Annotated in this window: 18 protein-coding genes and 1 pseudogene; 6 read left to right on the plus strand and 13 right to left on the minus strand. The window is 36.1% G+C overall.

Annotation, left to right across the window (positions count from 1 at the left end):
• The coding region (locus ACFSTE_RS08290) for an HYR domain-containing protein (protein ID WP_378298069.1) at positions 1 to 3,673 on the minus strand (3,673 nt) is incomplete at its 3' end.
• Between the two features lie 258 nt (positions 3,674 to 3,931).
• Here ACFSTE_RS08290 and ACFSTE_RS08295 point away from each other — a divergent pair.
• Both ACFSTE_RS08295 and ACFSTE_RS08300 read left to right on the plus strand, forming a co-directional pair.
• Positions 3,932 to 4,687: an SDR family NAD(P)-dependent oxidoreductase gene (locus tag ACFSTE_RS08295; RefSeq protein WP_176029057.1), complete on the plus strand. Its 756-nt coding sequence runs from the start codon at positions 3,932 to 3,934 to the stop codon at positions 4,685 to 4,687.
• An 89-nt stretch (positions 4,688 to 4,776) separates the two neighbouring features.
• Positions 4,777 to 5,358 carry a TetR/AcrR family transcriptional regulator gene (locus tag ACFSTE_RS08300; protein WP_378256637.1) on the plus strand — a complete coding sequence of 194 codons (582 nt, stop codon included), beginning with the start codon at positions 4,777 to 4,779 and terminating at the stop codon, positions 5,356 to 5,358.
• On the opposite strand, the gene ACFSTE_RS08305 is transcribed toward ACFSTE_RS08300, so the two are convergent.
• Positions 5,355 to 5,936, minus strand: a complete 582-nt coding sequence (locus ACFSTE_RS08305; protein ID WP_176029059.1) for a GNAT family N-acetyltransferase — start codon at positions 5,934 to 5,936, stop codon at positions 5,355 to 5,357. The genes ACFSTE_RS08300 and ACFSTE_RS08305 overlap by 4 nt on opposite strands.
• Before the next feature lie 388 nt (positions 5,937 to 6,324).
• Between ACFSTE_RS08305 and ACFSTE_RS08310 the strand changes: the two genes are divergently transcribed.
• From ACFSTE_RS08310 to ACFSTE_RS08320, 3 genes are all read left to right on the plus strand, one after another.
• A complete protein-coding gene (locus ACFSTE_RS08310) occupies positions 6,325 to 7,230 on the plus strand; it encodes a DUF4846 domain-containing protein (protein ID WP_378298071.1) in 906 nt (301 codons plus the stop codon).
• Between the two features lie 96 nt (positions 7,231 to 7,326).
• Positions 7,327 to 7,704, plus strand: coding sequence for a Na(+)-translocating NADH-quinone reductase subunit F (locus ACFSTE_RS08315; RefSeq protein WP_176029061.1), 378 nt, complete (start codon positions 7,327 to 7,329; stop codon positions 7,702 to 7,704).
• Positions 7,705 to 7,711: 7 nt separating this feature from the next.
• The gene (locus ACFSTE_RS08320) at positions 7,712 to 8,704 is read left to right on the plus strand and encodes an FAD:protein FMN transferase (RefSeq protein ID WP_378256632.1); all 993 of its coding nucleotides are present in this window, start codon (positions 7,712 to 7,714) and stop codon (positions 8,702 to 8,704) included.
• Here ACFSTE_RS08320 and ACFSTE_RS08325 read toward each other — a convergent pair.
• The 7 genes from ACFSTE_RS08325 to ACFSTE_RS08355 form a co-directional block, all read right to left on the minus strand.
• Positions 8,701 to 9,468, minus strand: coding sequence for a class I SAM-dependent methyltransferase (locus tag ACFSTE_RS08325; protein ID WP_378256630.1), 768 nt, complete (start codon positions 9,466 to 9,468; stop codon positions 8,701 to 8,703). The two genes, ACFSTE_RS08320 and ACFSTE_RS08325, sit on opposite strands and share 4 nt — an antisense overlap.
• Positions 9,469 to 9,525: 57 nt before the next feature.
• Entirely contained in the window at positions 9,526 to 10,344 is an 819-nt protein-coding gene (gene map, locus ACFSTE_RS08330; protein WP_176029064.1) for a type I methionyl aminopeptidase, read from the minus strand.
• 100 nt (positions 10,345 to 10,444) lie between these two features.
• Complete coding sequence (locus ACFSTE_RS08335; RefSeq protein ID WP_176029065.1) at positions 10,445 to 11,038, minus strand: thioredoxin family protein; 594 nt, start codon at positions 11,036 to 11,038, stop codon at positions 10,445 to 10,447.
• A 135-nt stretch (positions 11,039 to 11,173) separates the two neighbouring features.
• Entirely contained in the window at positions 11,174 to 12,712 is a 1,539-nt protein-coding gene (gene gpmI / locus ACFSTE_RS08340; protein ID WP_378256627.1) for a 2,3-bisphosphoglycerate-independent phosphoglycerate mutase, read from the minus strand.
• 331 nt (positions 12,713 to 13,043) lie between these two features.
• Positions 13,044 to 13,814 carry a M48 family metalloprotease gene (locus ACFSTE_RS08345; protein WP_378256625.1) on the minus strand — a complete coding sequence of 257 codons (771 nt, stop codon included), beginning with the start codon at positions 13,812 to 13,814 and terminating at the stop codon, positions 13,044 to 13,046.
• Positions 13,815 to 14,034: 220 nt separating this feature from the next.
• Complete coding sequence (locus tag ACFSTE_RS08350) at positions 14,035 to 14,508, minus strand: CAP domain-containing protein (RefSeq protein WP_176029068.1); 474 nt, start codon at positions 14,506 to 14,508, stop codon at positions 14,035 to 14,037.
• A 63-nt stretch (positions 14,509 to 14,571) separates the two neighbouring features.
• Positions 14,572 to 15,297, minus strand: a complete 726-nt coding sequence (locus ACFSTE_RS08355; RefSeq protein ID WP_378256623.1) for a M15 family metallopeptidase — start codon at positions 15,295 to 15,297, stop codon at positions 14,572 to 14,574.
• Positions 15,298 to 15,689: 392 nt separating this feature from the next.
• Between ACFSTE_RS08355 and ACFSTE_RS08360 the strand changes: the two genes are divergently transcribed.
• Positions 15,690 to 16,115 carry a GNAT family N-acetyltransferase gene (locus ACFSTE_RS08360; protein ID WP_378256619.1) on the plus strand — a complete coding sequence of 142 codons (426 nt, stop codon included), beginning with the start codon at positions 15,690 to 15,692 and terminating at the stop codon, positions 16,113 to 16,115.
• Between the two features lie 21 nt (positions 16,116 to 16,136).
• Here the strand turns inward: ACFSTE_RS08360 and ACFSTE_RS08365 are convergent, their stop codons facing one another.
• From ACFSTE_RS08365 to ACFSTE_RS08380, 4 genes and pseudogenes are all read right to left on the minus strand, one after another.
• Positions 16,137 to 17,300, minus strand: coding sequence for a gliding motility-associated C-terminal domain-containing protein (locus ACFSTE_RS08365; protein WP_378256617.1), 1,164 nt, complete (start codon positions 17,298 to 17,300; stop codon positions 16,137 to 16,139).
• 193 nt (positions 17,301 to 17,493) lie between these two features.
• A complete protein-coding gene (locus ACFSTE_RS08370) occupies positions 17,494 to 20,799 on the minus strand; it encodes a beta strand repeat-containing protein (protein ID WP_378256615.1) in 3,306 nt (1,101 codons plus the stop codon).
• Positions 20,800 to 20,825: 26 nt separating this feature from the next.
• A complete protein-coding gene (locus tag ACFSTE_RS08375; RefSeq protein ID WP_378256614.1) occupies positions 20,826 to 21,470 on the minus strand; it encodes a hypothetical protein in 645 nt (214 codons plus the stop codon).
• 153 nt (positions 21,471 to 21,623) lie between these two features.
• A pseudogene (locus ACFSTE_RS08380) lies at positions 21,624 to 22,328 on the minus strand (hypothetical protein); the annotation flags it as partial.

Below are 22,328 nucleotides of genomic sequence, written 5' to 3' on the forward strand. Positions count from 1 at the left end.
TCATTCCATCAGTAAGGGGGCTTCCAGCAGAGGGTGTTTGATTGATTGTTGGATTAGGATCTATAGCGTCTGTAGCGCTGACTAAAGAGGAGTAGTCAGGTACGGTTGTAGTAGTACAGCTCACTGTTTGATCTGTCGGGCATGTAATGCTTGGGGGCGTGGTGTCTGTGATGTCACTAACAATAAAAGTACAAGATACCCTATTCCCGCTGGCATCTGTTGCGATCATTGTAACCGTCATACCAGAAGTGTAGGGACTTCCTACACCAGGAGTTTGTGTAATTTCCGGAGCACTATCACAGTTGTCAACAACGGAAACTAAAGAGGTGTAATCAGGTAATGTATTTCCTGAAGCTAACACCTGATTCGAAGGACAGGTAATTACTGGTTTTTCTGTATCGGTGAGGCTAAACCCAAAAAGAACATAGGCGTATCCGGGATTTTCTGTGAGACTGGCGCTATAAGAAGGTGTAGGGCTTCCTAGTAAAATATCATCAAAACCATCCATATTAATATCTCCAATACCATCTACAGATGCTCCGGTATATGAACTAGGGCTTCTTACCTGAAACGCTTGAGAGTTATCCAATACATATGGGTTGATTGTTGGAGACCATCCAGTAGATCTTCCAAATAGTATGACTGTTGATGTTCTGATTCTTCCTAATAATAAATCTGTGATTCCGTCATTGTTAAAATCTCCGGCAGAACTAATATCAGAGAAACCAGAGACAGAGAATGAAAAACCGTTTATTCCGTTTAACGAATAAATATCTTCTGCTAAGGAATACCCTGTGTTTTTTCCAAATAATAACCATTTACCACCGAATAAGATGTCATTAATACCGTCTCCATTAATATCTCCAACACTATTAATAGTTCCGCTTGTAGAAGAAGGAGCTAAAGAGAGATCGACATAAAATCCATTAGATCCATTTATCGAGCTTGTTGTTAAGGGGTGAGGGAGATTTCCATTTTTACCAAATAAGACAAACGTCTTTTTAGTTGTTCCTCCAGAAAAACCGATATCTGATATGCCATCTCCGTTGATATCTCCTAATCCGGTTACCTGGCTGCCAATGCGGTCTCCATCTGCGTCTCCTTCGATTATAAATCCATTATTTCCGTCTAGATCAGTACTTCTTAGGACATCAGGGAAAGTGGATGTGCTACCATAGAGAATAAAACACCTGCCTTTATGTGCTCCACCAGAAGTGCCGGCTCCAATTATGATATCGCTAATTCCATCATGATTAATATCTCCTATGTGGTCTATGGATCTTGCAGATTGATCAAACTCTTTATCACTGATGAAAGTAAACCCGTTTGTTCCATCTAGGGACGAAAGGTTTAAGACTGGGGGAAAGCCACTTGTTTTTCCGAAAACAAAGTAAACGTGTCCTAATTCTCTTCCTAATGAAGTAGAGCGAAACGGGTCACTCATCATAATATCGTCAATTCCGTCATTATTAATGTCTCCGGCAGTACTGACCTGATACCCTGTCTCCGGCCACTGAGAAATGGGAGTGTCATTAGTAATTCTGAACCCATCTGTGCCATCAAGTAAGGCTACGTTGACATGTGAAGGGAAACCACTTCTTGTGCCAAATACTACATATACTTTACCTTCTACATTATAACTTTCATTTCTATAAGGACCCGAAAAAGAATAGTATTCTCCAGGGGCACCAACAATAAAGTCTGCAATCCCATCCCCATTGATGTCTCCGGCTTTACGAACATCATGCCCGAGATTTCCTCCTGAAAGTTCTCCGATAATTGAAAAACCGTTTACACCATTTAGATTATCGGTTGTAATATATGTGTCAGTGCAGCTAAGAGAAGGAGGAGGAGGTTTTACAGTTATCGGAAATGAACAACTATTACTGTTACCAGCTTTATCAGTGACTGTCATTGTTACTGTAGTTGTTCCTGTAAAAATTGTTCCTTGTGGTGGGGTTTGACGATACATTAGATCCATGTGATAAGTACAATTGTCTCCTAGGTCTATGTGGAACATATAATTGGGAATGGTTGCATTTAGATATAATGATTCTGAAGTTGGACAATTGATTGTAGGGAGGGTAGTGTCTGTATAATTGATGTTATCCCCGTGAATTACATAGGCGGTACCAGCGTCATAATCCCTTGTGTTAGATCCAATAAGAATATCAGAAACCCCATCATTGTTGACATCACCAGCAGTGCTAACATCGAAACCAGTATTGGTATAAACATATCTTCTATCGTCTAACAATAGAATGGCATTTGTACCATTGATAGTTTCCAGTTTAAAAGTAGGATCCCAAGGAGATGATTTTCCAAAAACTACATAGGCGCCTCCAGATAAAGAACGACTAGCCCGTATTGATCCGATAATAATATCGTCAATTCCATCATTGTTAAAATCCCCTGCGGGAGCAGCAGCACCTCCTAAATTATCATATCTTTTTTCTCCAATGATTGTCATACCATTGATTCCATTAAGGTTATTGATTAAAAATTGAGAATTAAAACCTGTGTTTTTTCCAAAAATGATATGCACTTCTCCTACAGAAGAATTTCCGTCAATTTCTGTTTGTGGGGCACTTACTATAAGGTCCGTAATCCCATCGTTATTTATATCTCCGGCTTCCTGTATCGTGGTTCCCAAAGAAGCGCTTATGGGTTTTCCTAAGATTGAAAAACCATTTGTCCCGTTTAATGAAGAGAGATTGAAAGAAGAAGAAAAGGAGGTGTTTTTTCCAAAAATAACATAAGCGATCCCTCTATTTCGTATTCCGTCTTCATTCTTTCTGGGAATTCCGATCGCAATGTCATTAATGCCATCATTGTTGATGTCTCCAGCTGGGTTTATAGTGCTTCCAGGACCATTCCATATAGTTGCAGTGCCATCAATATAAAAACCATTAGTACCGTTAAGCGTAGTGATGTCAAGTATGGAAGGCAATGTATTGTTTCCAAAAATAACGTAATACCTGCCAGTATTTGGAGAATGGCTATATTGGGGAGCTGCAATTCCGATGTCAGCAATCCTATCACCATTTATATCTCCTAAAGCACTTACATGCATTCCAAACCCATCCCTTCGGGAACTTGTTGTATTTTCTCCTTTTATGATAATCCCATTGTTTCCGTCAATATCTGAAGGGATAAAAACAGTTCTAAATGGAGTTCTTTTTCCGTATATAATCATGGCAGCGCCGATTCCTGAAGCATCATATTTGAGTATCCCAATAAGAATGTCATCTACTCCATCATTGTTAACATCTCCTGCTTTACTTACTGATATTCCTAGTTTAGCATCTGTTGTATTCCCTTTGACAATGAAACCATTTGTGCCATCTAATGTTTGGGGGTCAAAAGAACTAAGAGAAAATGTAGGGTTTCCGAAAATAATATATGCTTCTCCGGCGGCAGTAATACTACCGTTGTCTTTTGAATGTGCTCCAATGATAATATCATCAATTCCATCCCCATTAATATCTCCGGCATCACTAACACTATATCCCAGTTTGTCTTTGGGGGTTGGGTTTTCTATTGTAAAGCCCGTATTTCCGTCAATAATTGACAGGGGTACATTCGGACATTGAGCTATTGTATAAATGGGCAATAGAAATATCAGAAATAGATAGTAATGTGTTGTATTGTAGTGTTTTGTAAAACGAATCATTTTTTTAGATTGTTTATGGAAGGGCAAAACTACTGGTTACAAGAAACCTAAAAATCACTATAAATGAGTATTTTTTACTTAATCATTGAGATTTTACTTCTTTAGAGAATAAGTTCGAGGTTAAGGGAAAAAGAAAATAGTTTTATTAAAGTTTTCTAAAAACAATTAAATTATTTGGAACGATCGTTCTTTTATTTTTATGTTTGTATTCGGAACGATCGTTCTGTTATTTTGTAACCATAAAAAAACATATAAAAAATGAGAGACTTAAAAGGAAAAGTGGCAATCGTTACAGGTGGGAATAGCGGTATAGGGTATGCATCGGCAAAACAATTAAAAGAACATGGGGCAACGGTAGTTATTACAGGAAGATCTACTACTAAGGTAGAAAAAGCGGCATCAGAATTAGGTGTTATTGGATTAGTAGCAGATGTAAAGAGTTTATCTGCTATTGATACTTTAGTTACTGAAATATCTGAGCGGTTTGGAGGAGTGGATATTTTATTTGTTAATGCAGGAGTTTTTTCACCAGCTCCTTTGGGAGGAATCACAGAAGCTTTATACGATGAGATAATGGATATTAATTTTAAAGGCGCACTATTTACTGTAGAAAAGTTTTTGCCAATCTTACATGAAGGGGCTTCTATTATTAACTTATCATCAATAAATGCTTATACGGGAATGCCTAATACTGCCGTATATGCCGCTTCAAAAGCTGCTATGAATTCTTATACAAGAACGGCTGCTACAGAATTGGCTCCCAGGAAAATAAGGGTAAATTCTATTAACCCGGGACCTGTTCATACTCCAATTTTTGAAAAAACAGGAATGCCGGCAGAACAGTTAGAAGGTCTGGCGAGTTCCTTGCAGGAGCGAATCCCTTTAAAAAGATTTGGACAGGCTGAAGATATAGCAAACCTGGTCACATTTTTAGCATCTGATGAAGCTTCATTTATCACAGGGGGAGAGTATACTATTGATGGGGGACTGAACATCAATCCATTGTTGAGTTGATTTTTTTTAATTTATTTTGGAATGATTGTTCTGTAAATCAATATCTTTGCGGAAACACTGGAAAGTGTTTCTGTTTTTTTTGATGAAGCATGCCAAGAGTAAAATTATTTAAGGAAGAAGAAGTACTGCATAAAGCTGTAGAATTATTTTGGAAAAAAGGGTATCATGCGACCTCAATTCAGGATTTAGTTACGTTTTTGGGGATTAACAGAGCTAGCTTATACGATACCTTCGGGGGAAAGAGAAGTTTATTCGATAAAGCGTTGACCATGTATCGAAAAACAAATATGGAACGCACTCGTACATTTTTGCATTCACATGATCAGGTAAAAACAGGTTTCAGGCGATTATTCGAGATTGTGTTAGATGAAGCAGTATGTGATTCTGATAAGAAAGGTTGTTTTGTTGTTAATGCTACTACCGAGCTGGTGTCTGTTGATAAGGAGATTTCAGAGAAATTAAAAGATAATCAAAAAACCATGGAGAATGTGTTTTATGAATATTTGCTTTCAGGGGTGAAAACAGGGGAAATTTCTGATAAAAAAGACTTAAAAACGATTTCAAGTCTTATTTATACCTTGATGGGAGGAACACAAGTCATTGCCAAAATAGCTTCTGATAAGAAAAAACTACAAGCATCGATTGATATGGCATTGAGTGTGCTGGATTAATTAAGTCTTAAAAAATAAATAGGGAATTTCAATCCTTTTTCCTTTTTAATCAATTTAAAGCCAAATCTTTTGTAGAGCTTCACATTGTATTCCGATGAGGTGTCTATTATAACGGGAAGTTGATTGTCTTTGTACTGGTCTTTGACGTGAAGCATTAATCGTGCGGCAGTTCCATTTCCTTTGGCATCTTCTTTAACCGCTAAAATTACAGGGCGAATATGCCTCTCTTTTGGGTAAAATTGTTTGGCAATTCGCTGCCTTTTTAATACTTCAAATACCCGCTCGATTCCAATACAGAAAAATGCCAATCTAATATTGAGTAAGATAGTCCGTAACGTAGTTTTTTCTTTATGAGGAAAATGTAATAAAAGGCAGGCTTTGTTATTACTGGAAATAAAAACTTCTCCAAAGTAAAAAGCTTTTTCAAATAAATACGCCATTAAAATCCGCATTCTTTGAACCCTTTTATGATCTTGTTTGACTATTAAATTAATGGAGTTGTCTCCTTTTAGTGGGGCAAAAGCAGAGACTAATATATCTGTCACCAATTCTTTATCTTCAATACTGGCTTTTCTCAATGTGACTTAATTATTTTATAAAATATTATTTAATGACCCCCTTTAGTTTTATTCATAGCAAAATAGCTGTTTTTTTAATAAAAACAGAACCATATATAGCTATGTTATTGTTGGGATTTACGCTCTTTTTATACTTCTAAATTACAGTAAAACATCATTAAAAACAACAAAAATAATAAAGAAAAAGAGAAGAATCCCTTGATAAAAATAGAACGTTTTAAAAAAAAGAGAAGAGTATTGATAGTGTTGATTTGTTGTTTTAACAACATGCTATTGCGGAGAATACAGAAAAAAATGTGAAATTGCTATTTTGTCAAAAAGAACAGATTTAGTAATCAAGATGGACTTTACGTTATACAGAAAAGGGCAGCGTATTATATTAAACAAAATGGAGAAACAAAAGAGATCATATCATAAACAAATAAAGAAAATACTATTCCTGATACTGATGATTGTCATTGGGATAGGGTGTTTTTGGGGGCTTTCAAAGGCAGATAAAAACGAATTTTTATCGTTAAAGCAGGAAAAAAGAATAACAGAGAAGTATATTAATGAAGAGGGAATGACAATTAAGAAGCGGGTATTACTACCCGAAGGATATCGAAGAGTATCTTACTCTTCGGGTTCCTTTGAAGAGTATTTGAGGAATTACACATTAAAACCTTATGGAAGTCCGATTGTCAATTACGATGGGAGTATGCATTATGATCAAAACTGGCATGAAGGGATCTTGGACATACCAGTTCCTTCTAATGGATTGCAACAATGTGCAGATGCTTTGATTAGAATACGTGCAGAATATTTATGGCATAACAATAAAAAATCAACAATCGGGTTTAATTTTACATCAGGACATTATTGTTCCTGGGAACAGTATGCAGAAGGGTACCGACCAATAATCAAAGGAAATTCGGTTACTTTTTCTAAAAAAGCCACTCCTAATCATTCTCAAAAAAACTTTTATAAATATTTGAATTTAATCTTTGCTTATTCAGGATCATTATCCTTGTTTAATGAATTAGACAAGGTTGCAGTAAAAGATGTGAAAATTGGAGATATGTTGGTAACTCCTGGTACTCCGGGACATATTGAGATTGTTGCGGATGAAATCGTAAATGAAGCGGGAGAGAAAAAATATTTGCTGGCACAAGGATATACGCCTGCACAAAGTGTTTGTTTGTTAAAAAATAAGGCTTCTGTTCAACAATCACCTTGGTACACATTTGAAGAAGGTACAGCCGTAGATACACCGGGATATGTTTTTAAAAAAGTACAGTTTATACGGTTTCGATAGTGCTCCTGAACTAAAATATTTTTTTTGGATGATAGTGATATATGTTGATGTAATTCTGTTTTTCTTTGTTGTCAAAGCAGTATCTTTGCCAGCATTATGAGAAGGATATTGACCAAACAAGAACTCCATAACCTAGCGATGAATATTGTAGGGAAAGAGCTGGAAAAAAGAGGCTTCGAATTTATAGCCATTAACAGTACATTAGGAAAACAACCTCAGTTTGTTTGTATAGATGCTTCCAAGCAACGGTATTTTGTAGTAGTGAAAGCTGTAGCATACCCTGATAACCCTCATAATTATGATATGATCTGGATGGAGTCCTTTAAAAAACATGCCAGAGAACATGAAGCAAAGGTGTTTTATGCAGGGGTGGGGCTTAGTAATGCCAGTGACCCTTCACAACCTGTTTATTATAATGAAGATTATACACTCGAATATGCAGGATTACAGGTAATAGAGACCCCGCTAAATTAACATTAATATGATACAGAGAATTTTATTGGTTGTATGGATAGGATTGTTTATTTCCTGTAAAGAAGAAGTAAAGTTACAACCGAATTACCTCAAAGGAAAAGCATTGGGAACAACTTTTTCTTTGCAGTATTTTGATCAGGAGCAAAAAGATTATCGAGCATCTTTTGACAGTTTGATACAGGTGATTAATATATCCTTATCGACGTATCAGGATGATTCTGATATTTCCAGAATTAATGCAGGAGATACTACAGTTGTTATTGATGAACATTTTCAGAAAGTTTTTAATGCGTCAAAAAAAATACACAAAGAGACGTCGGGAGCGTTTGATCCTACAATAGGAGTATTAGTCAACGCCTGGGATTTTGGACCTAAAGGTGAAATTCAGGGGTTGGATAGTCTGAAAATAGATAGCTTGTTAGGGACTGTAGGTCTAGATAAAGTACATTATAAGCAAGGTAAAATACATAAAGAACATACGGATACATTTTTGGACTTTAATGCGCTGGCAAAAGGATATACGGTAGATGTATTCGCTATGTTTTTAGAGCAAGAAGGCTATACAGATTATTTGGTAGAAATAGGCGGAGAGATTCGGACAAAAGGATATAATGTAGCGAAGAATAAGCCGTGGAAGATTGGTGTTGAAGAGCCTAATTTTGATGGGACACAATCATATAATAAAGTTATTTCTCTAAAAACAGAAGCGATGGCTACTTCTGGAAGCTATCGTAAATATAAAGTTGATAAAGAAGGAAATCGGTATGCTCATATTATAGATACAAAGACCGGATATCCTCATAAATCGAATTTATTGAGCGTTTCTATTTTGGCTAATACCTGTATGGAGGCTGATGCCTATGCGACAGCATTGACTTCTATGGGAGTACAGCAATCAATAGAATTTCTTACGCAACACCCGGAATTAAGAGCTTTACTTATCTATGAAAAAGGAGGGGCACTTAAGACAGAAGCGTTTAATGGGTTTCCGGAAAATTAATGTTTATAACAAACAGGAAGTATTTCTCCCGGGGCTAAACAATACCCGGAGATTTCTTTTTTATCCATTGTTTTTGTGTAGTCTATCTCATCTACTTTAAAGCCTATCGACCTGAGCTTGTCGAAATAGTCCCTTCCATATACGCGGACATGGTCGTATTGACCAAATATTTTAGCACGCTCGACAGGGTCAGTGATGGAATCGTCTTCGAAAGTAGTTTCCCGTGATAAATCCTGAGGTATTTGCAGAATTGCCATTCCACCTGATTTTAAGACGCGATACAATTCTTTCATTGCTTTTGTGTCATCTGGGATATGTTCTAATACATGGTTACAAAAAATAATATCATACGTATTATCAGAAAAAGGAAGCTCACAGATATCAGCCTTGACATCAGCAAGCGGTGAATGTAGGTCTGTGGTTGTATAATCCAGGTGATGTAATCCCTTGAATTTTTTGTAAAAAGCCTGCTCTGGAGCAAAGTGTAGTACTTTTGCCGGGGCAGAGAAAAAGTCAGTTTCATTCTTTAAATACAACCACAAGAGTCGGTGTCTTTCTAGTGATAGCGTAGAGGGTGATAAAACATTTTCTCTGGGGTTTTCATATCCATAGGGTAAAAACTTAGAAAAAGACTTCCCGTCAATAGGATCAGTATACTTCTTTCCACGAAGTATAAGTGCTAAAACAGGACGTATTAGATAACTAAACCGTATAAGAATAGGTCTGGGTATGGTATTCAGGATGAATTTAAATACTTTCTTCACCTTATTATTGTCTTTTTTGTGTAAAATCTAAAGAAGAAGATTTTTCCTATGTATACTTTAGACTACCAGCAATTCTTTTCTAAAAGCATCTTCTTCATCTGTTTCTATTCCCAGCGCTTTATTGATGTATTTAAAAGTAGAAAGAATCTCAGGCTGACCATCAACAATCGCTACATCATGCTCGAAGTGGGCGCTTGGTTTTCCATCTTTTGTAAGAATTGTCCACCCATCTCTTAGTTGTTTGATTCGATGCGTACCCATATTAATCATAGGCTCAATAGCAACTACCATTCCTTCTACAAATTTCTTACCACGACCTCTGCGTCCGTAATTCGGCATTTCCGGATCCTCATGCATTTTTCTTCCCAGACCATGTCCAACCAATTCTCTAACAACACCATATCCCGCGGCTTCAGTAAATGATTGAATGGCATACCCAACATCTCCAACCCGGTTTCCAACTTTTAAAGCAGCAATTCCTTTGTATAAAGACTCTTTAGTGATTTTTAAGAGTTGTTCGACTTCAGGGGCAATTTCTCCAACAGCAAAAGTATAGGCATGGTCTCCATAAAATTCATTCTTAATTGCTCCACAATCGATAGAAATAATATCTCCTTCTTCTAATGGGGTGTCATTAGGGATTCCATGAACTACCTGTGCATTAGGACTCATGCATAATGTATTTGGGAAATCATACAGTCCTAGAAAACCGGGAATAGCATCATGATCTCTAATAAACTCTTCGGCTAATTTATCTAATTGTAAGGTAGTAACTCCTGGTTTAACTTCAGAAGCGAGCATTCCTAAGGTTTTAGATACGATTAATGCACTTTCTCGCATTAACTCTATTTCTTCTCTGGTTTTAGTGATAATCATGTGTTGAATTCCTGGTTAAGGGGACAAATTTACAAAGAATTATAGTTTGAAACTGTATTCTTTATTAGAACTTCACGGAGTTTTTTGAATCTTCATTCGGTTAATCTTCGTATGCATGTTTATACGATTTTCCAGATAGGATAGCCAGCATATCTTTTTCCAATGTTTCTCTTGCGTATTCTACATATCGTCCAATTTCTTTTCCGTCTTTGTAAAATATAAATGTCGGCACTCGTTGGATATCTAATCCTTTTTCATGGGCTGACGGCGTTTTTTTAGAACGATCTACAGTAATAAGTTCCAGGTTTTTGTAATCGTAATCAGCGGCATCCAGAATTTTATAAAAGGTAGGAGTTTCTCTTTTACTATCCCCGCACCATGTTCCCATAAATACTTTTATTGTGATATCCCCGAGCAAGGGTTTTATTTTTTGTACGACTTCGCTATCGACATTATACGCATCATAGTTAGGAGAGAACCAAGTAGCATAAGGGGTAGCTTCCAGTGCCTTTCTAGGTTGTTTTCCTATAAGAATGGCAGGTTTTGTCTCTTGTTTGGTTTCAGGGTGCTTTTCGGTAATAACTGAGGTTTCTGAATTGGGAGGAGGAGTGACTGTATCTGTGCTGGTTGTTGTTGCAGTACTTCCACAAGAGGCGATGAGTATGCTGAACAGGGGTAGCAGTAATTTTTTCATAATCTTAATTTTAAAAAGTGAGTGATAAACGTTTCTTTCGAAAAAAATCAATCACTTTATAAAAGATAAAGTGATTGATTTTTTAACCCTGTTACAAATAGCAGAGCTAAGAAACGGTATTTTGTGAATTGCAAATTACGAATTTTCCTTTACACTGGCAGTAACTAAAGAGTGTTGAGTCATTGCTTCGGGTTTGTCTATATTCATCAAGTCTAAGATAGTAGGGGCAATATCACCAAGGATACCATCTTTGATAGGAATCATGTCCTGATCAATCAAGATTACTGGTACAGGGTTCGTCGTATGTGCAGTATGAGGAGTTCCATCAGGATTAATCATAGTTTCACAATTTCCGTGATCTGCGATCAGGATAGTAGTATAACCATGGGATAACCCGGTTGTAACGATTTTTTCTACACAAGTATCTACTGCTTCACAGGCTTTAATAGCAGCTTCCATAACTCCTGTATGTCCTACCATATCTCCGTTTGCAAAATTAAGACAGACGAAATCCGTATCTTCTTGTTTTAATGCTTCTACTAGTGAATCAGTTAATTCATAGGCACTCATTTCTGGTTGTAAGTCATAAGTGGCAACTTTGGGAGAGTTTTTTAAGATTCTGGATTCTCCTTCAAAAGGTTCTTCTCTACCCCCAGAAAAAAAGAAAGTTACATGCGGGTATTTTTCAGTTTCAGCAATTCTGATTTGCTTTTTGCCTGCTTTAGCAAGGACTTCTCCCAGCGTTTCTGTAATGTTGTCTTTATTATAAATAACATTGATGCCGGTAAAGCTTTCATCATAATTGGTCATAGTTACATAATATAACGGCAGCTTTTTGGTATTGTATTCCGGCATGTCTTTTTGAGAGAGCATTTCGGTTAACTCTCTTCCTCGATCCGTTCTGAAGTTAAAGAAAATAACCACATCATCTGCTGCGATCGTCGCTACTGCTTTATTATCTTTTTGAAGCGAAATAGGTTTTATAAATTCATCTGTAATATCATTGTCATAGCTTTCCTGTATACTTTTGATACTATTGGTAGAAGGGGTTCCTTCGCCATGTACTACTAAATCATAAGCTAACTTTACACGTTCCCATCGCTTATCTCTATCCATTGCATAATATCGTCCTACAATAGAGGCGAGAGAACCGGTGGTTTTCTCCATATATGCTTCTATGGATCGGATATGATCTATTCCTGATTGAGGGTCGACATCTCTTCCATCTGTAAAGGCGTGTAAATAGATATCTGTAATATCCATCTTATGAGCGGCATCTAATAATCCTTTTATATGATCAATGTGTGAGTGTACACCTCCATCACTGACAAGTCCTAATAAGTGAATCTTTTTTTGATTGGTTTTTGCATATGAAAAAGCAGCGAGTAATTCTTTTTCCTGATGAAGTGTTTGTTTTTCAATAGCCATATTAATTTTAGCCAGATCCTGATATACAATACGACCAGCTCCCAAATTCATATGACCGACCTCACTATTTCCCATTTGTCCATCAGGAAGCCCCACATGTAATCCATCTGTTCTTAAAGAGGCATTGGGATATTTAGTGTATAACCCATCAATAAATGGAGTTTTTGCATTGTCAATTGCAGATACTTTAGGATCGGGAGAGGTTCCCCATCCGTCTAAAATCATCAGGATTACTTTTTTTTTCATGGTCTTTAAAAACATTTAATAGCAATATGCAACTATTCGTACATAGGTGCTTTTTATAAAAAGGATCGTAAAATTACAATAAAGCTTAGTAAGCTCCTAAAAAAAACGAGGCTGTGTGTACTGGAAGAAACAAGATTTTTGAGATTGTTTTTTTCTAGGAATTATTGGTTTTATAAAGAATAGGAGTATGAAGGGGGAAGAATCATAAGATTCATAAAAGGAGTGGTCGTAGTTTAGGGAATTGATAAAAAAGACGGGAATGTGGAATAAAAAAACAAGTGCATTTTAGCACTTGTTTTTTTATTATTTAAAATGAATATAAACAGTCTGCTTATGATTGTTGATATTCTCTGATTGCATCTCTTATTTTTTCAATTCGATTATCCGGATCAGGATGTGTACTTTGGAATTCAGGAGTTCTGTTAGGTCCTGCAGCTTCTTTTAGAATTCTCATGACTTCGATCATTTCTTCAGGATTATACCCTGCCTTAATCATAAACCGAACTCCAAGTTTATCACTTTCTAGTTCATCATCCCTTCCATTTCCCAGGAGTACATTTTGTCCGATTTGATTAACAATACCGCCGGCATCTGCTCCTACAGAGGCTCCGGTTGCAATTGTTTTCCAGAAATCGTGTTCTGCGATTCGTTCTGCGGAATGTCTACCAAGTACATGTCCGATTTCATGTCCTAGTACCCCAGCAACTTGATCTTCATTCTGTAATCGGGATAATAAAGCATAGGTAATGAATATTTGTCCTCCAGGAAGGGCAAATGCATTAATTGTATTTGGGTCTGCTAATAAATGAAATTCATATTTATACGGGGTTTCTCTAGCTGTAGTACTATTCACTAATTTTCTTCCTACCATATCAATGTAATTCTGTAATTTTTGATCCGGATAGAGTCCTCCATGTTGATGTGCCATTTGTGGAGCACTTTGCAATCCAATTGCAATTTCCTGATCAGTACTCATATTGATATTTTGTACCCGATCTGTGTATGGATTAAGAGTTTTGTTGTTACATTTTTTGATAAACGCAAAAGCAACTATTGCTACTCCTATTAATATCCTTATTTTCAGACCTCCTCGACCTCTCATAGTATCTGTTTTTTTATTGTTTTATAAAAATACTAAATATTAAAAAGCAGGGGGTGATTTTCTTTTTTAAAGATAAAAACCAACGTACTTTTCAAAAAAGCGGGTAACGTGTTTATCAGGTATCGGGTGCAATATAGTTTTTTTGAAAACGTATTATGCATCATTTTCTCCATATTTTTAAACAAGATATTTTTGATAAGGTCTGATTTTGTAGCCTTTATTATTTTCTAAAGAAAAGCTGAGTATAATAATACTTTCCTTGTTTGTCTTTGATAGCTGCAATACCAGTATGAGAATATTCTCCTTCTATATTTGCCTTATGACCACTACTATTAAGCCATCCATTAACAACGCTTTCCGGATCAGGGTATATACTAGCTACATTTTCTGCCACAGCAGTTGCTCCTTCTTCCTCTGATAAGGAACTAGAGCGATCATTAAAGTTATCATGACTAATCGCTGCTTTAGAAATCATATATTCTGTATGATCAACAGCTAATTGATCTGCCGTAGGATTTCTTTCTAAAGCCTGAAGTCCGATACTTTCTCGGTGAGCATTTATGAGTTCAAAAATTTGATTTGTATAGGCTTCGCTCGATCGATTGGTAACCGTATCATCTTCATCCTTACTACAGGAGATTAAGGTTGAAACAGTCACTAAAAACAATACTAAAATTTTAAGGGGCTTTTTCATGATAAAAGTAGATTTTATATTTTCTATAATAACCCATATTAATTGACTTTAGTATACAACTGCCTAAAGTAATTCGGGATTAATATCCAGGATGTTTTCGTTTATATAGTTTTGAATAAATGTATCGGTAAAATGACTACTACCTAGTAAGTTAGCTTTTTTCAGTTCCTTTTTGATATCAATTTTTCGGTATGCTTTGAGCATAGGGATTGATAAAGGGGTGTATGTATAATGCCAGGGTTCGTATTTGAATCCTTTTCTTCCTTCTTTATTCGTATAAACAAGCTCAAAGCCAAAAGAACTGGCATGACGATCCATCCATTCTTTTAGTTTGCAAAAAGGACCTTCTGAAGCAAAGTTTTTTTCTAATAACAAGCCTTTTGGTTGTGGCGCATTCCCATCTACAATATCAAGATCTGTTCCCCAGTGATGTCTGGAGGTTCCTGGAATTGTAGAATATTCAATAATTTTTTTGATCGCTTGTTCTGGGTTCATTTTTTTAGCAGTGAATGCTTTGTATTTTCGTTCCCATATTCTGTTTTGATGTGCATAATTTCTATAGCTGGAGACTACTTTTATACGAATACCACTTTTACTGGCAGCTTTACTCATTTCCAGAAATGATTGATGTGCCTCTTTTCGCAGTTTGTACGAAGTGCCATAAAGAGTGGGATTGCTTTTTCCCATAAGGTCATCTTTGGAAAAAGAAGGGGTTAAAGAAGCTACAGGAAAACAGGATATCCCTGTTATTCCTAATAAAGATGTTTTAATAAATTCTCTTCGTATCATTTTTACAAATCATTTAATTAGGTTTCACGCTATGGTTAGTTTACTGCTTTGAGGGATGCTTCGAAATTAATAATATATTTCAAAATATCACATGGATTTGCTTTCAGTTCACCTGCTATGGAGTAAGATATTCCCGTCGAAACGAATAAAAAGGAACTTTTTTTCAAGAAAAGAAGGTTTTGCTTTTGTTCAATCATTAGAATTGGACTTCATTTTTTAATGAATCTCGAAGACTAACACTCACTTTCTTATGCAAATTCTAGTAGATTAATAAAGGATAAGTATGTTGCAGGGGAACAAGGGAAGTAAATGATAAAACTATAAGAAATATTTAGGACTCTTACGTATGGGTTTATGATAAATGTATAAGTATTTTAGTGCAAAAAAATATAATGAATTTAACATTTCGGCAATTAGATAAGCACAGTTTTCCCAAGGTATTGCCTATGATACAGAAATTGACTGAACACAAGTTTTCTGATGAGGTATTATTAGAGCGTTTTTATGAAATGCTGGGACAAAATTATGAATGCAGAGGGGTATATCTGGGAGGTCAACTTATTGGTGTTTTTGGACTTTGGTTTATGACACGTCATTATGTAGGGAAATCCTGTGAGCCTGATCATGTTTTTATAGAAGAAGCATACAGGAGTAAAGGAATTGGGAAAATGGTTTTTGAATGGATTTATGAATATGCCAGGAGTAGGGGGTGTGAGGCTTCTGAACTTAATAGTTATGTAATAAATTATCCCTCACATAAGTTTTATCTTAATGAGGGATATGAAATATGGGGATACCATTTTGTCAAAAAAATATAGTGTATCTTGCTGATAGAATAATTATCTATTGATGTATAAATATCCGCTTCGATCTTCTGAACCGTCTATTTTTAAGATATAATAATAAGTTCCTTCTGGTAATTTCTCATCTTTATTGATTGTCGCTCTTCCATCAGAAATTCCTTTGAAACCATTTGTTTCCTGGTGTAAGTGATATTGTTTTTGGCTATAGACTAACACTCCCCATCTATTGTAAATTAATACTTCATTATTTGGGAATTCTGCTAATCCTATAATTCTGAAAGAGTCATTCAGATTATCTCCATTAGGAGAGATAGCCGTAAAAATTTCCAGATCCCCATCGAGTAAATTACTAGATGATCCAAAGGTTAATACAGCATATTTACTAGGGATAATAGATTCTGAAGTAATTGAACCACTATCCATATTACCTGTTGTACTCACATTTCCAAGATTGACCCATTTTTCAGTTTCAATATCCCATCCTACAACTCTCAGATCATTTAAATCATCTACTAAAGTAGGAATATTACTATTGTCGTCCCAGGTAAGTGTTACTCCAGTTTCTACATCTCCATCTAAATCCCAGAACTCGAAAATACTGATGTTAAATAAAGTCGCAGCTCTGCTTTCTGTATTGAAGTTATCAGAAAAATAGTTAGGGGAATTAGGATTTTCAAAGAAGTAAGCTCCTTTACTTGCTATAGCAGCAGATTGGTTATCAATTGACATAGGACGTAATCTATAATCGTCTCCTATAGGAAATGTAAAATCCAAATCTCCCTGAACCGAAGCATATCCATCTACAAAACGATCGTCATTTTCCCCGTCATATGGAGCATCATTAAGGTAATCAAAAGATACATTTTTTTGATCTCTGGGAGTAATAACTCTACCATTAACGAATTGTTGGAAATTATCAGTTCCTACCGATACTTCTAAAAATAAATCATTAGGAACATCAACTTCTAAATCATGAAATACAGGTCTACTGGTTCCGGATACAGTCAAGCTGTTAGCGGTGTTATAAAATCCAGCTAAGCCAAGGTTGTTGTCAAAAGTTCCATCGTTAATTACATCTATATGAAATCCTACTTGTCCTTGATCATGAATCTGAACGTTTCCAGCATTATGAAAAGCTACTTGTGCAAAGATATTGCTTGATATTGAAGCTAATAAAATGGTTATCAATAACTTATTCATTTTTTTGTAAAATTTTCAAAATACGTTTAGTACGTAAATTTATTCTGGCGCTAATATAATGTAAATAGTTGATTTGTAGGCTGTTTTTTTTGTGAAAAACGGTAAAAAACATCGATTAAGTGACGGAAAACATCGATTAAGTGTTTTTTTAAACTGGTTAAGTGTTTTTCTGATATTATTAAATTCGTGGATTTTATTTTATTCTATAGGTTATTCTTCGATTTGTAATGATGCTTCTGGCGCCAACAGGGAAGGTGTTTCCAAATTCGGAAGTACTATTCCCCACTGTTGCTGTTGCTGTTATAAGTGTTCCTATAGAATATGTTGTAGGAATTGTAAGTGTAAATGAAAACTGATTCGTATTATCTGTATTTCCATCAGTATCACTATAGGTAGAGATTCCTGTAGCCGTGTCTTGAGGGCTTCCTTCTGTAGCAGCAGCCAGAAATGTTTGACCTTCGCCATAATCTTGAGTAAGTCCCATCTGATTGTCTCCGATACTGGCTGTACCTTCTGATATGTCAGTAACAAAGAACTCAATTATAGCACCAGGGCGGGACCACCCGCTTACGATGAGCGTAGTACCTGCAATAACTGCAGATTGGAAGACAGGAAAATTCACTACACCATTAGGACCAGTATCTATATCGTTCATATCGTTTAAAGTCACTCCGTTTCCTGTAGGGTTTCCTCCAGAGGACTCGTCTATGTCTATCCCTAATGCACTACTGGTGGTTCCATTATTATAAATCGAATTTCTGGAAATTAGATTTCCAGAAGTGTTGCCTCCGGTAATAACGATACCACTTCCTCCGTTCTCATTAATAATATTATTGGTAATAGATGAGTTATTACCGCTCAATCGAATTCCTGAGTTTTCAACACTATCGGAACAATTCCCTCCATGTTGTCCGGAGGTTTGGATTGTATTTTCTGTTATAGTAATATTACCAGAAGAAGAGAGCGCATCTATTCCTATTGCTGCTGCATTTTCTATCAAGTTTCTTTGAAGGGTAATTCCGTTTCCGCTGAGAATAGTAATATTATCATTACATGAAGCAATACCATTATTTGTAATATGATTACCGATAATATTAGTTGAAGCACCTCCACTTATAGATATTCCTGTCTCTGTATTATAAGCAATATAATTATTGCTAATAGTGGAAGATCCTGATAGGGTATTTCCTATAACTGAGATTCCATGATTGATATTACCAGAAGCAATACCGTCTGCATTAACACCAATTAGGTTTTCTGTTAGTATTGTTGATGAATTGTTAATTACAATCCCACTATTATTACTGGCAAATACAGCAATTCCTCTTATAGAAGTATTATTCCCTTGGACTTGAATAACATCTCCATCGTTTCGATGTAATTGAACTTCCGGTAGGTTATAAGAAGGTAGTGTATTAGCTGAGGTGCCGACAAGAGTTCCTCCAGAGCCTATGGTTCCTGTATTGGTATGACTATAGGCTGTTTGCGTCCTTCCATCAATAAAGGTGTTATCTGCGGTTATAATTGGTAAAGGAGTTCCATTACTTATCGTGATATCAAAATACCCATTAATAAAATTAGCATCAGAAGTTCTTCCTAAAGGATCACTTGTTGGTGGAATCATAAATATAGAAGTGTCTTCTTCTGCACCAGGGTTGAAGATACTATTTGCTTCAATGTCTAGTCCGGTCTCATCCAGATGATTCGAGTTTACGATAAATTGTGCGATAGATCCTTGTCCACTTTCATTTGTATTGACAATTGTATTAAAATTGAAACCAAAGTCAAAATCAACCACTCCCTCGTTTAGAATGGTAACAGTAGAGACGGTTTGTGCATTTGTTATACTTCCAGTAACAACATCTTCCTGAGCAGGATAAGCACCTCCTATTTCCGTTATGATATTGGTGTATGTAGGAGAGGTGTAATTTTTTCTAAAAGTTTGGATGGGATAACAGTTGGTACATGAAGCTCCGCCTCCTCTGGAGGAGCGAACACTACTATTTACCACTCTTACACTATAATTGCCATTTTGCATTCCTCCAAAAGTATAGATGCCATCAGCGTCTGAGGTTGTACTTTCAATAAATGTTCCAGTACTGTCGTATAATTCTACTAAAGCATTTTTTACAGGAGCCCCATTTGCAGTTGTTCGGTTTCTACCATTTCCTCCTGGGTAGTTGATATCTTCAAAAATATATCCGGTAATAAGGTTACTTGGTACTTTTAGTAATACAGCGTTAAGAATAACAAAATCTTGTCCGACACCAACACTTGTAGTCGTGCTATTTTCTCCTGTTATGATGTAGGGAGAAATATCATAGGTATCAAAATCGACTCCATATGTTGTACGGTTTACATTAGGAGTTACTGTATTGTCAAAAATAGTGGAATTAAAAGGGTTACTGATCCCGCCGATATTATCCCCATCTCCATTTAAAGTATAGGGACCTCCATTAATCCCTGTTGTAATAGATAGTAATTCATTATTTGCGAGGGTGATATCTCCTTCCCAGGAAAGTACAGAGGTTTTAGATCCGGTACCTCCGTTAGCAAAAAAACCAGAGAGTGTATAATTAGTTGTTGTATTTTGTCCTCCATCAAAACCATCATATAGATTTATAGATACTGCGGGAAGCCCAGGTGCTGTATAAAAAATCATGAGGCTCCATCCTCCTAATACAATCCCGCTATCACAATAAGTAGCACTATTATCTATTGTTAAACCGGAGAAATCATATGTATTTGTAGAAGGGTCTGCTATTCCTTGAATTATAGAAGTAACATCACTAACCATTCCATATAAGTTAATACCGTCAATAATTGTTTTTTTGGTAATATCTGCATTGATAGTTTGATTTTCGAATGTGACTTGTTTGTCAGGGATGCTATTGGAATGTGCCCAGAACAGATATGCTTTTTGGATAGTAGCAGAAGGTGCTATTGGGGTAGTTAAGGTAATCCCGGTCGAGGTTGTTTTTATAGAACAGGCATTAACCGTATTGCTATTTGTTCTGAAAGAATCTCCAGTAACTGCATAATCATAATATCCATCGAATTTATCAAATAAAGATAAAGGTTGATTTACAGGAATAGCTTCTATGTATAAGGGAATATCTCTTAAAAATCCATTTTCTAATCTTTCTTCTAGAGTGACTACTCCGTCAATTGTAACTCTTACGAACGATGCCGTTCCATTCCATCCATCCCCATAGTTGTCTTCTAATCGGAGCGTGTATGCCGAATTATAGGGAAGATTATATGTTTGTGGGGTTCCAACGGTGTTGTAAGAATTATTACTAAGGCCATTGAAACATGTGACAGGATTACAGATTCGTGGCAGAACAACCGTATTAGAGGGGTCTAATAGTGTTACTCTGTTTTCAGAAGACCAGTTCGTCCAGGTTACTTCAATTTCTACTGTAGCTTGAGAATAACACAGCTGTATTGTTGCAAGAATAATTCCTACAAACAACAGAGGGGGACTTATTTTGAACATTAAAAAACTTTTTTTGTATAAACTTATTATTTAACTACAAAAACGACATTAATAAGGGCATTAAAGTCGGCAGGTTGGCCTATAATGGTATAGGTCAACACTCCATTTGCATCTATTGACATAGTTGCGGTATTAAATACTGTAGGGTCAGCATAGGTTACATAATAATATAAGTCAGAAGCACTATAGGTCGGGATGGTATTTGGTGCTCCGGCACTACTTGCAGTAGGGGTTGCAAATTGTGCTGTATATTGATTGTATAAATTGACAGTGAAGGTCCCGTTTGTCGAAGCGTCAATTTCTATTGAAGGAGGATAAAATACCCTTGCAGCTCTAGAAGTAATCGGAGCAATTGCCTGAATGGCTTCTTCAACGGTAGTTTCATTTCCGGAACCGGGATCAGTAGCAATATTGTTTAAGTCGACAGGAGTATCTATCGAAACTTCTGATGCTGTTTGATCATCTGTGTTTTTTTGCCATCCGGAACTTGTAAATCTGTATACAGCTTGATCCGTCGTATTAAATACAATAGCTCCTATTGCAGGAGAGGTAATTCCCAACATTTCAGCATTTGTAGCTGTTGGAAGTCCCATAAGGGAAGTCGCATCAATCTGACTATATATAGGAAAGGATATTATAAAGCCTAAAATTATTAGTAGCGTGTTTCTCATGTTAAAAGTTATGGTATTCAGGTTTTCTTTTTTATTTAATAGGTTTTTTGAGTAGGGGATGAAAAATAGCACGTTTTCTTTTTATTGTAAATAGGGGGCTTCTCTTACAAAGAAAAGTCCCTTTTTTATGTGTTTTAATATTTAACAATCATTTTAAAAATCGAATACTGTTAGCATAAATTCTAAATCAATATCATCTTTTTGATTAGCTCCATTATCACTATCTCCAATGTTGATACTAAATCCGTTTGCCGTTTGATTATAATAGGTGATACCAGGATCGTCGTAATTAGCATTTGAGTTTCCAGGGCAATTACCTCCACAATCTAATATGGTTAATTGTATTATATAATGAGCATCAGGCATTGGGGTAGTAAATGTAACATTATAGTCCCCTTCATTAGCTCTTTCTATGGTTGCAATATTAAATTGTTTAGCAATTGTATGGTTTTGATAGGTGTTAAAAGCACCGGTATATGTCATTGTAACTTTAGCTAAAGCTTTTACAGGGCTAACAAAGAAAGCTCCTCCATCTGCTCCTGAGGTTACCTGATTGTTAGCATCAGCACTTACAACTTGTGCTGTAGAAGTACTTCCGTCCTCATCTGTATAAGTAATTTCACCAGTAGCACTTGCATCATTTTGTGTCATTGATGTTAGCGTTTCCAGGTTTTGTACCGCTGCTGTTAGATTGATCTGATTTGTTGATCCGTCTTCATCTACATAGTCCAAATTGGTGTTATCAGCATTTAGTGCCAGGGATGTTAATGTTTCCAGGTTGCTTACATCTACAGTTGTTGTTGATCCGTCCTCATCTACATAGGAGAACGTTCCATTTGCATTTTCTGTAATAGTTGT

The sequence above is a fragment of the Aquimarina hainanensis genome (assembly GCF_042684685.1).
GTDB classification, from domain to species: domain Bacteria; phylum Bacteroidota; class Bacteroidia; order Flavobacteriales; family Flavobacteriaceae; genus Aquimarina; species Aquimarina hainanensis.

What these genes read in the sequence shown, in the direction of transcription:
- ACFSTE_RS08295 (WP_176029057.1), top strand. Translation starts at nt 3,932, where the DNA reads ATGAGAGACTTAAAAGGAAAAGTGGCAATCGTTACAGGTGGGAATAGC.
- gpmI (WP_378256627.1), bottom strand. Translation starts at nt 12,712, where the DNA reads ATGAAAAAAAAAGTAATCCTGATGATTTTAGACGGATGGGGAACCTCT.
- ACFSTE_RS08345 (WP_378256625.1), bottom strand. Translation starts at nt 13,814, where the DNA reads ATGAGAGGTCGAGGAGGTCTGAAAATAAGGATATTAATAGGAGTAGCA.
- ACFSTE_RS08370 (WP_378256615.1), bottom strand. Translation starts at nt 20,799, where the DNA reads ATGTTCAAAATAAGTCCCCCTCTGTTGTTTGTAGGAATTATTCTTGCA.
- ACFSTE_RS08315 (WP_176029061.1), top strand. Translation starts at nt 7,327, where the DNA reads ATGAGAAGGATATTGACCAAACAAGAACTCCATAACCTAGCGATGAAT.
- ACFSTE_RS08350 (WP_176029068.1), bottom strand. Translation starts at nt 14,508, where the DNA reads ATGAAAAAGCCCCTTAAAATTTTAGTATTGTTTTTAGTGACTGTTTCA.
- ACFSTE_RS08360 (WP_378256619.1), top strand. Translation starts at nt 15,690, where the DNA reads ATGAATTTAACATTTCGGCAATTAGATAAGCACAGTTTTCCCAAGGTA.
- ACFSTE_RS08320 (WP_378256632.1), top strand. Translation starts at nt 7,712, where the DNA reads ATGATACAGAGAATTTTATTGGTTGTATGGATAGGATTGTTTATTTCC.
- ACFSTE_RS08300 (WP_378256637.1), top strand. Translation starts at nt 4,777, where the DNA reads ATGCCAAGAGTAAAATTATTTAAGGAAGAAGAAGTACTGCATAAAGCT.
- ACFSTE_RS08310 (WP_378298071.1), top strand. Translation starts at nt 6,325, where the DNA reads ATGGAGAAACAAAAGAGATCATATCATAAACAAATAAAGAAAATACTA.
- ACFSTE_RS08355 (WP_378256623.1), bottom strand. Translation starts at nt 15,297, where the DNA reads ATGATACGAAGAGAATTTATTAAAACATCTTTATTAGGAATAACAGGG.
- ACFSTE_RS08335 (WP_176029065.1), bottom strand. Translation starts at nt 11,038, where the DNA reads ATGAAAAAATTACTGCTACCCCTGTTCAGCATACTCATCGCCTCTTGT.
- ACFSTE_RS08375 (WP_378256614.1), bottom strand. Translation starts at nt 21,470, where the DNA reads ATGAGAAACACGCTACTAATAATTTTAGGCTTTATAATATCCTTTCCT.
- map (WP_176029064.1), bottom strand. Translation starts at nt 10,344, where the DNA reads ATGATTATCACTAAAACCAGAGAAGAAATAGAGTTAATGCGAGAAAGT.
- ACFSTE_RS08365 (WP_378256617.1), bottom strand. Translation starts at nt 17,300, where the DNA reads ATGAATAAGTTATTGATAACCATTTTATTAGCTTCAATATCAAGCAAT.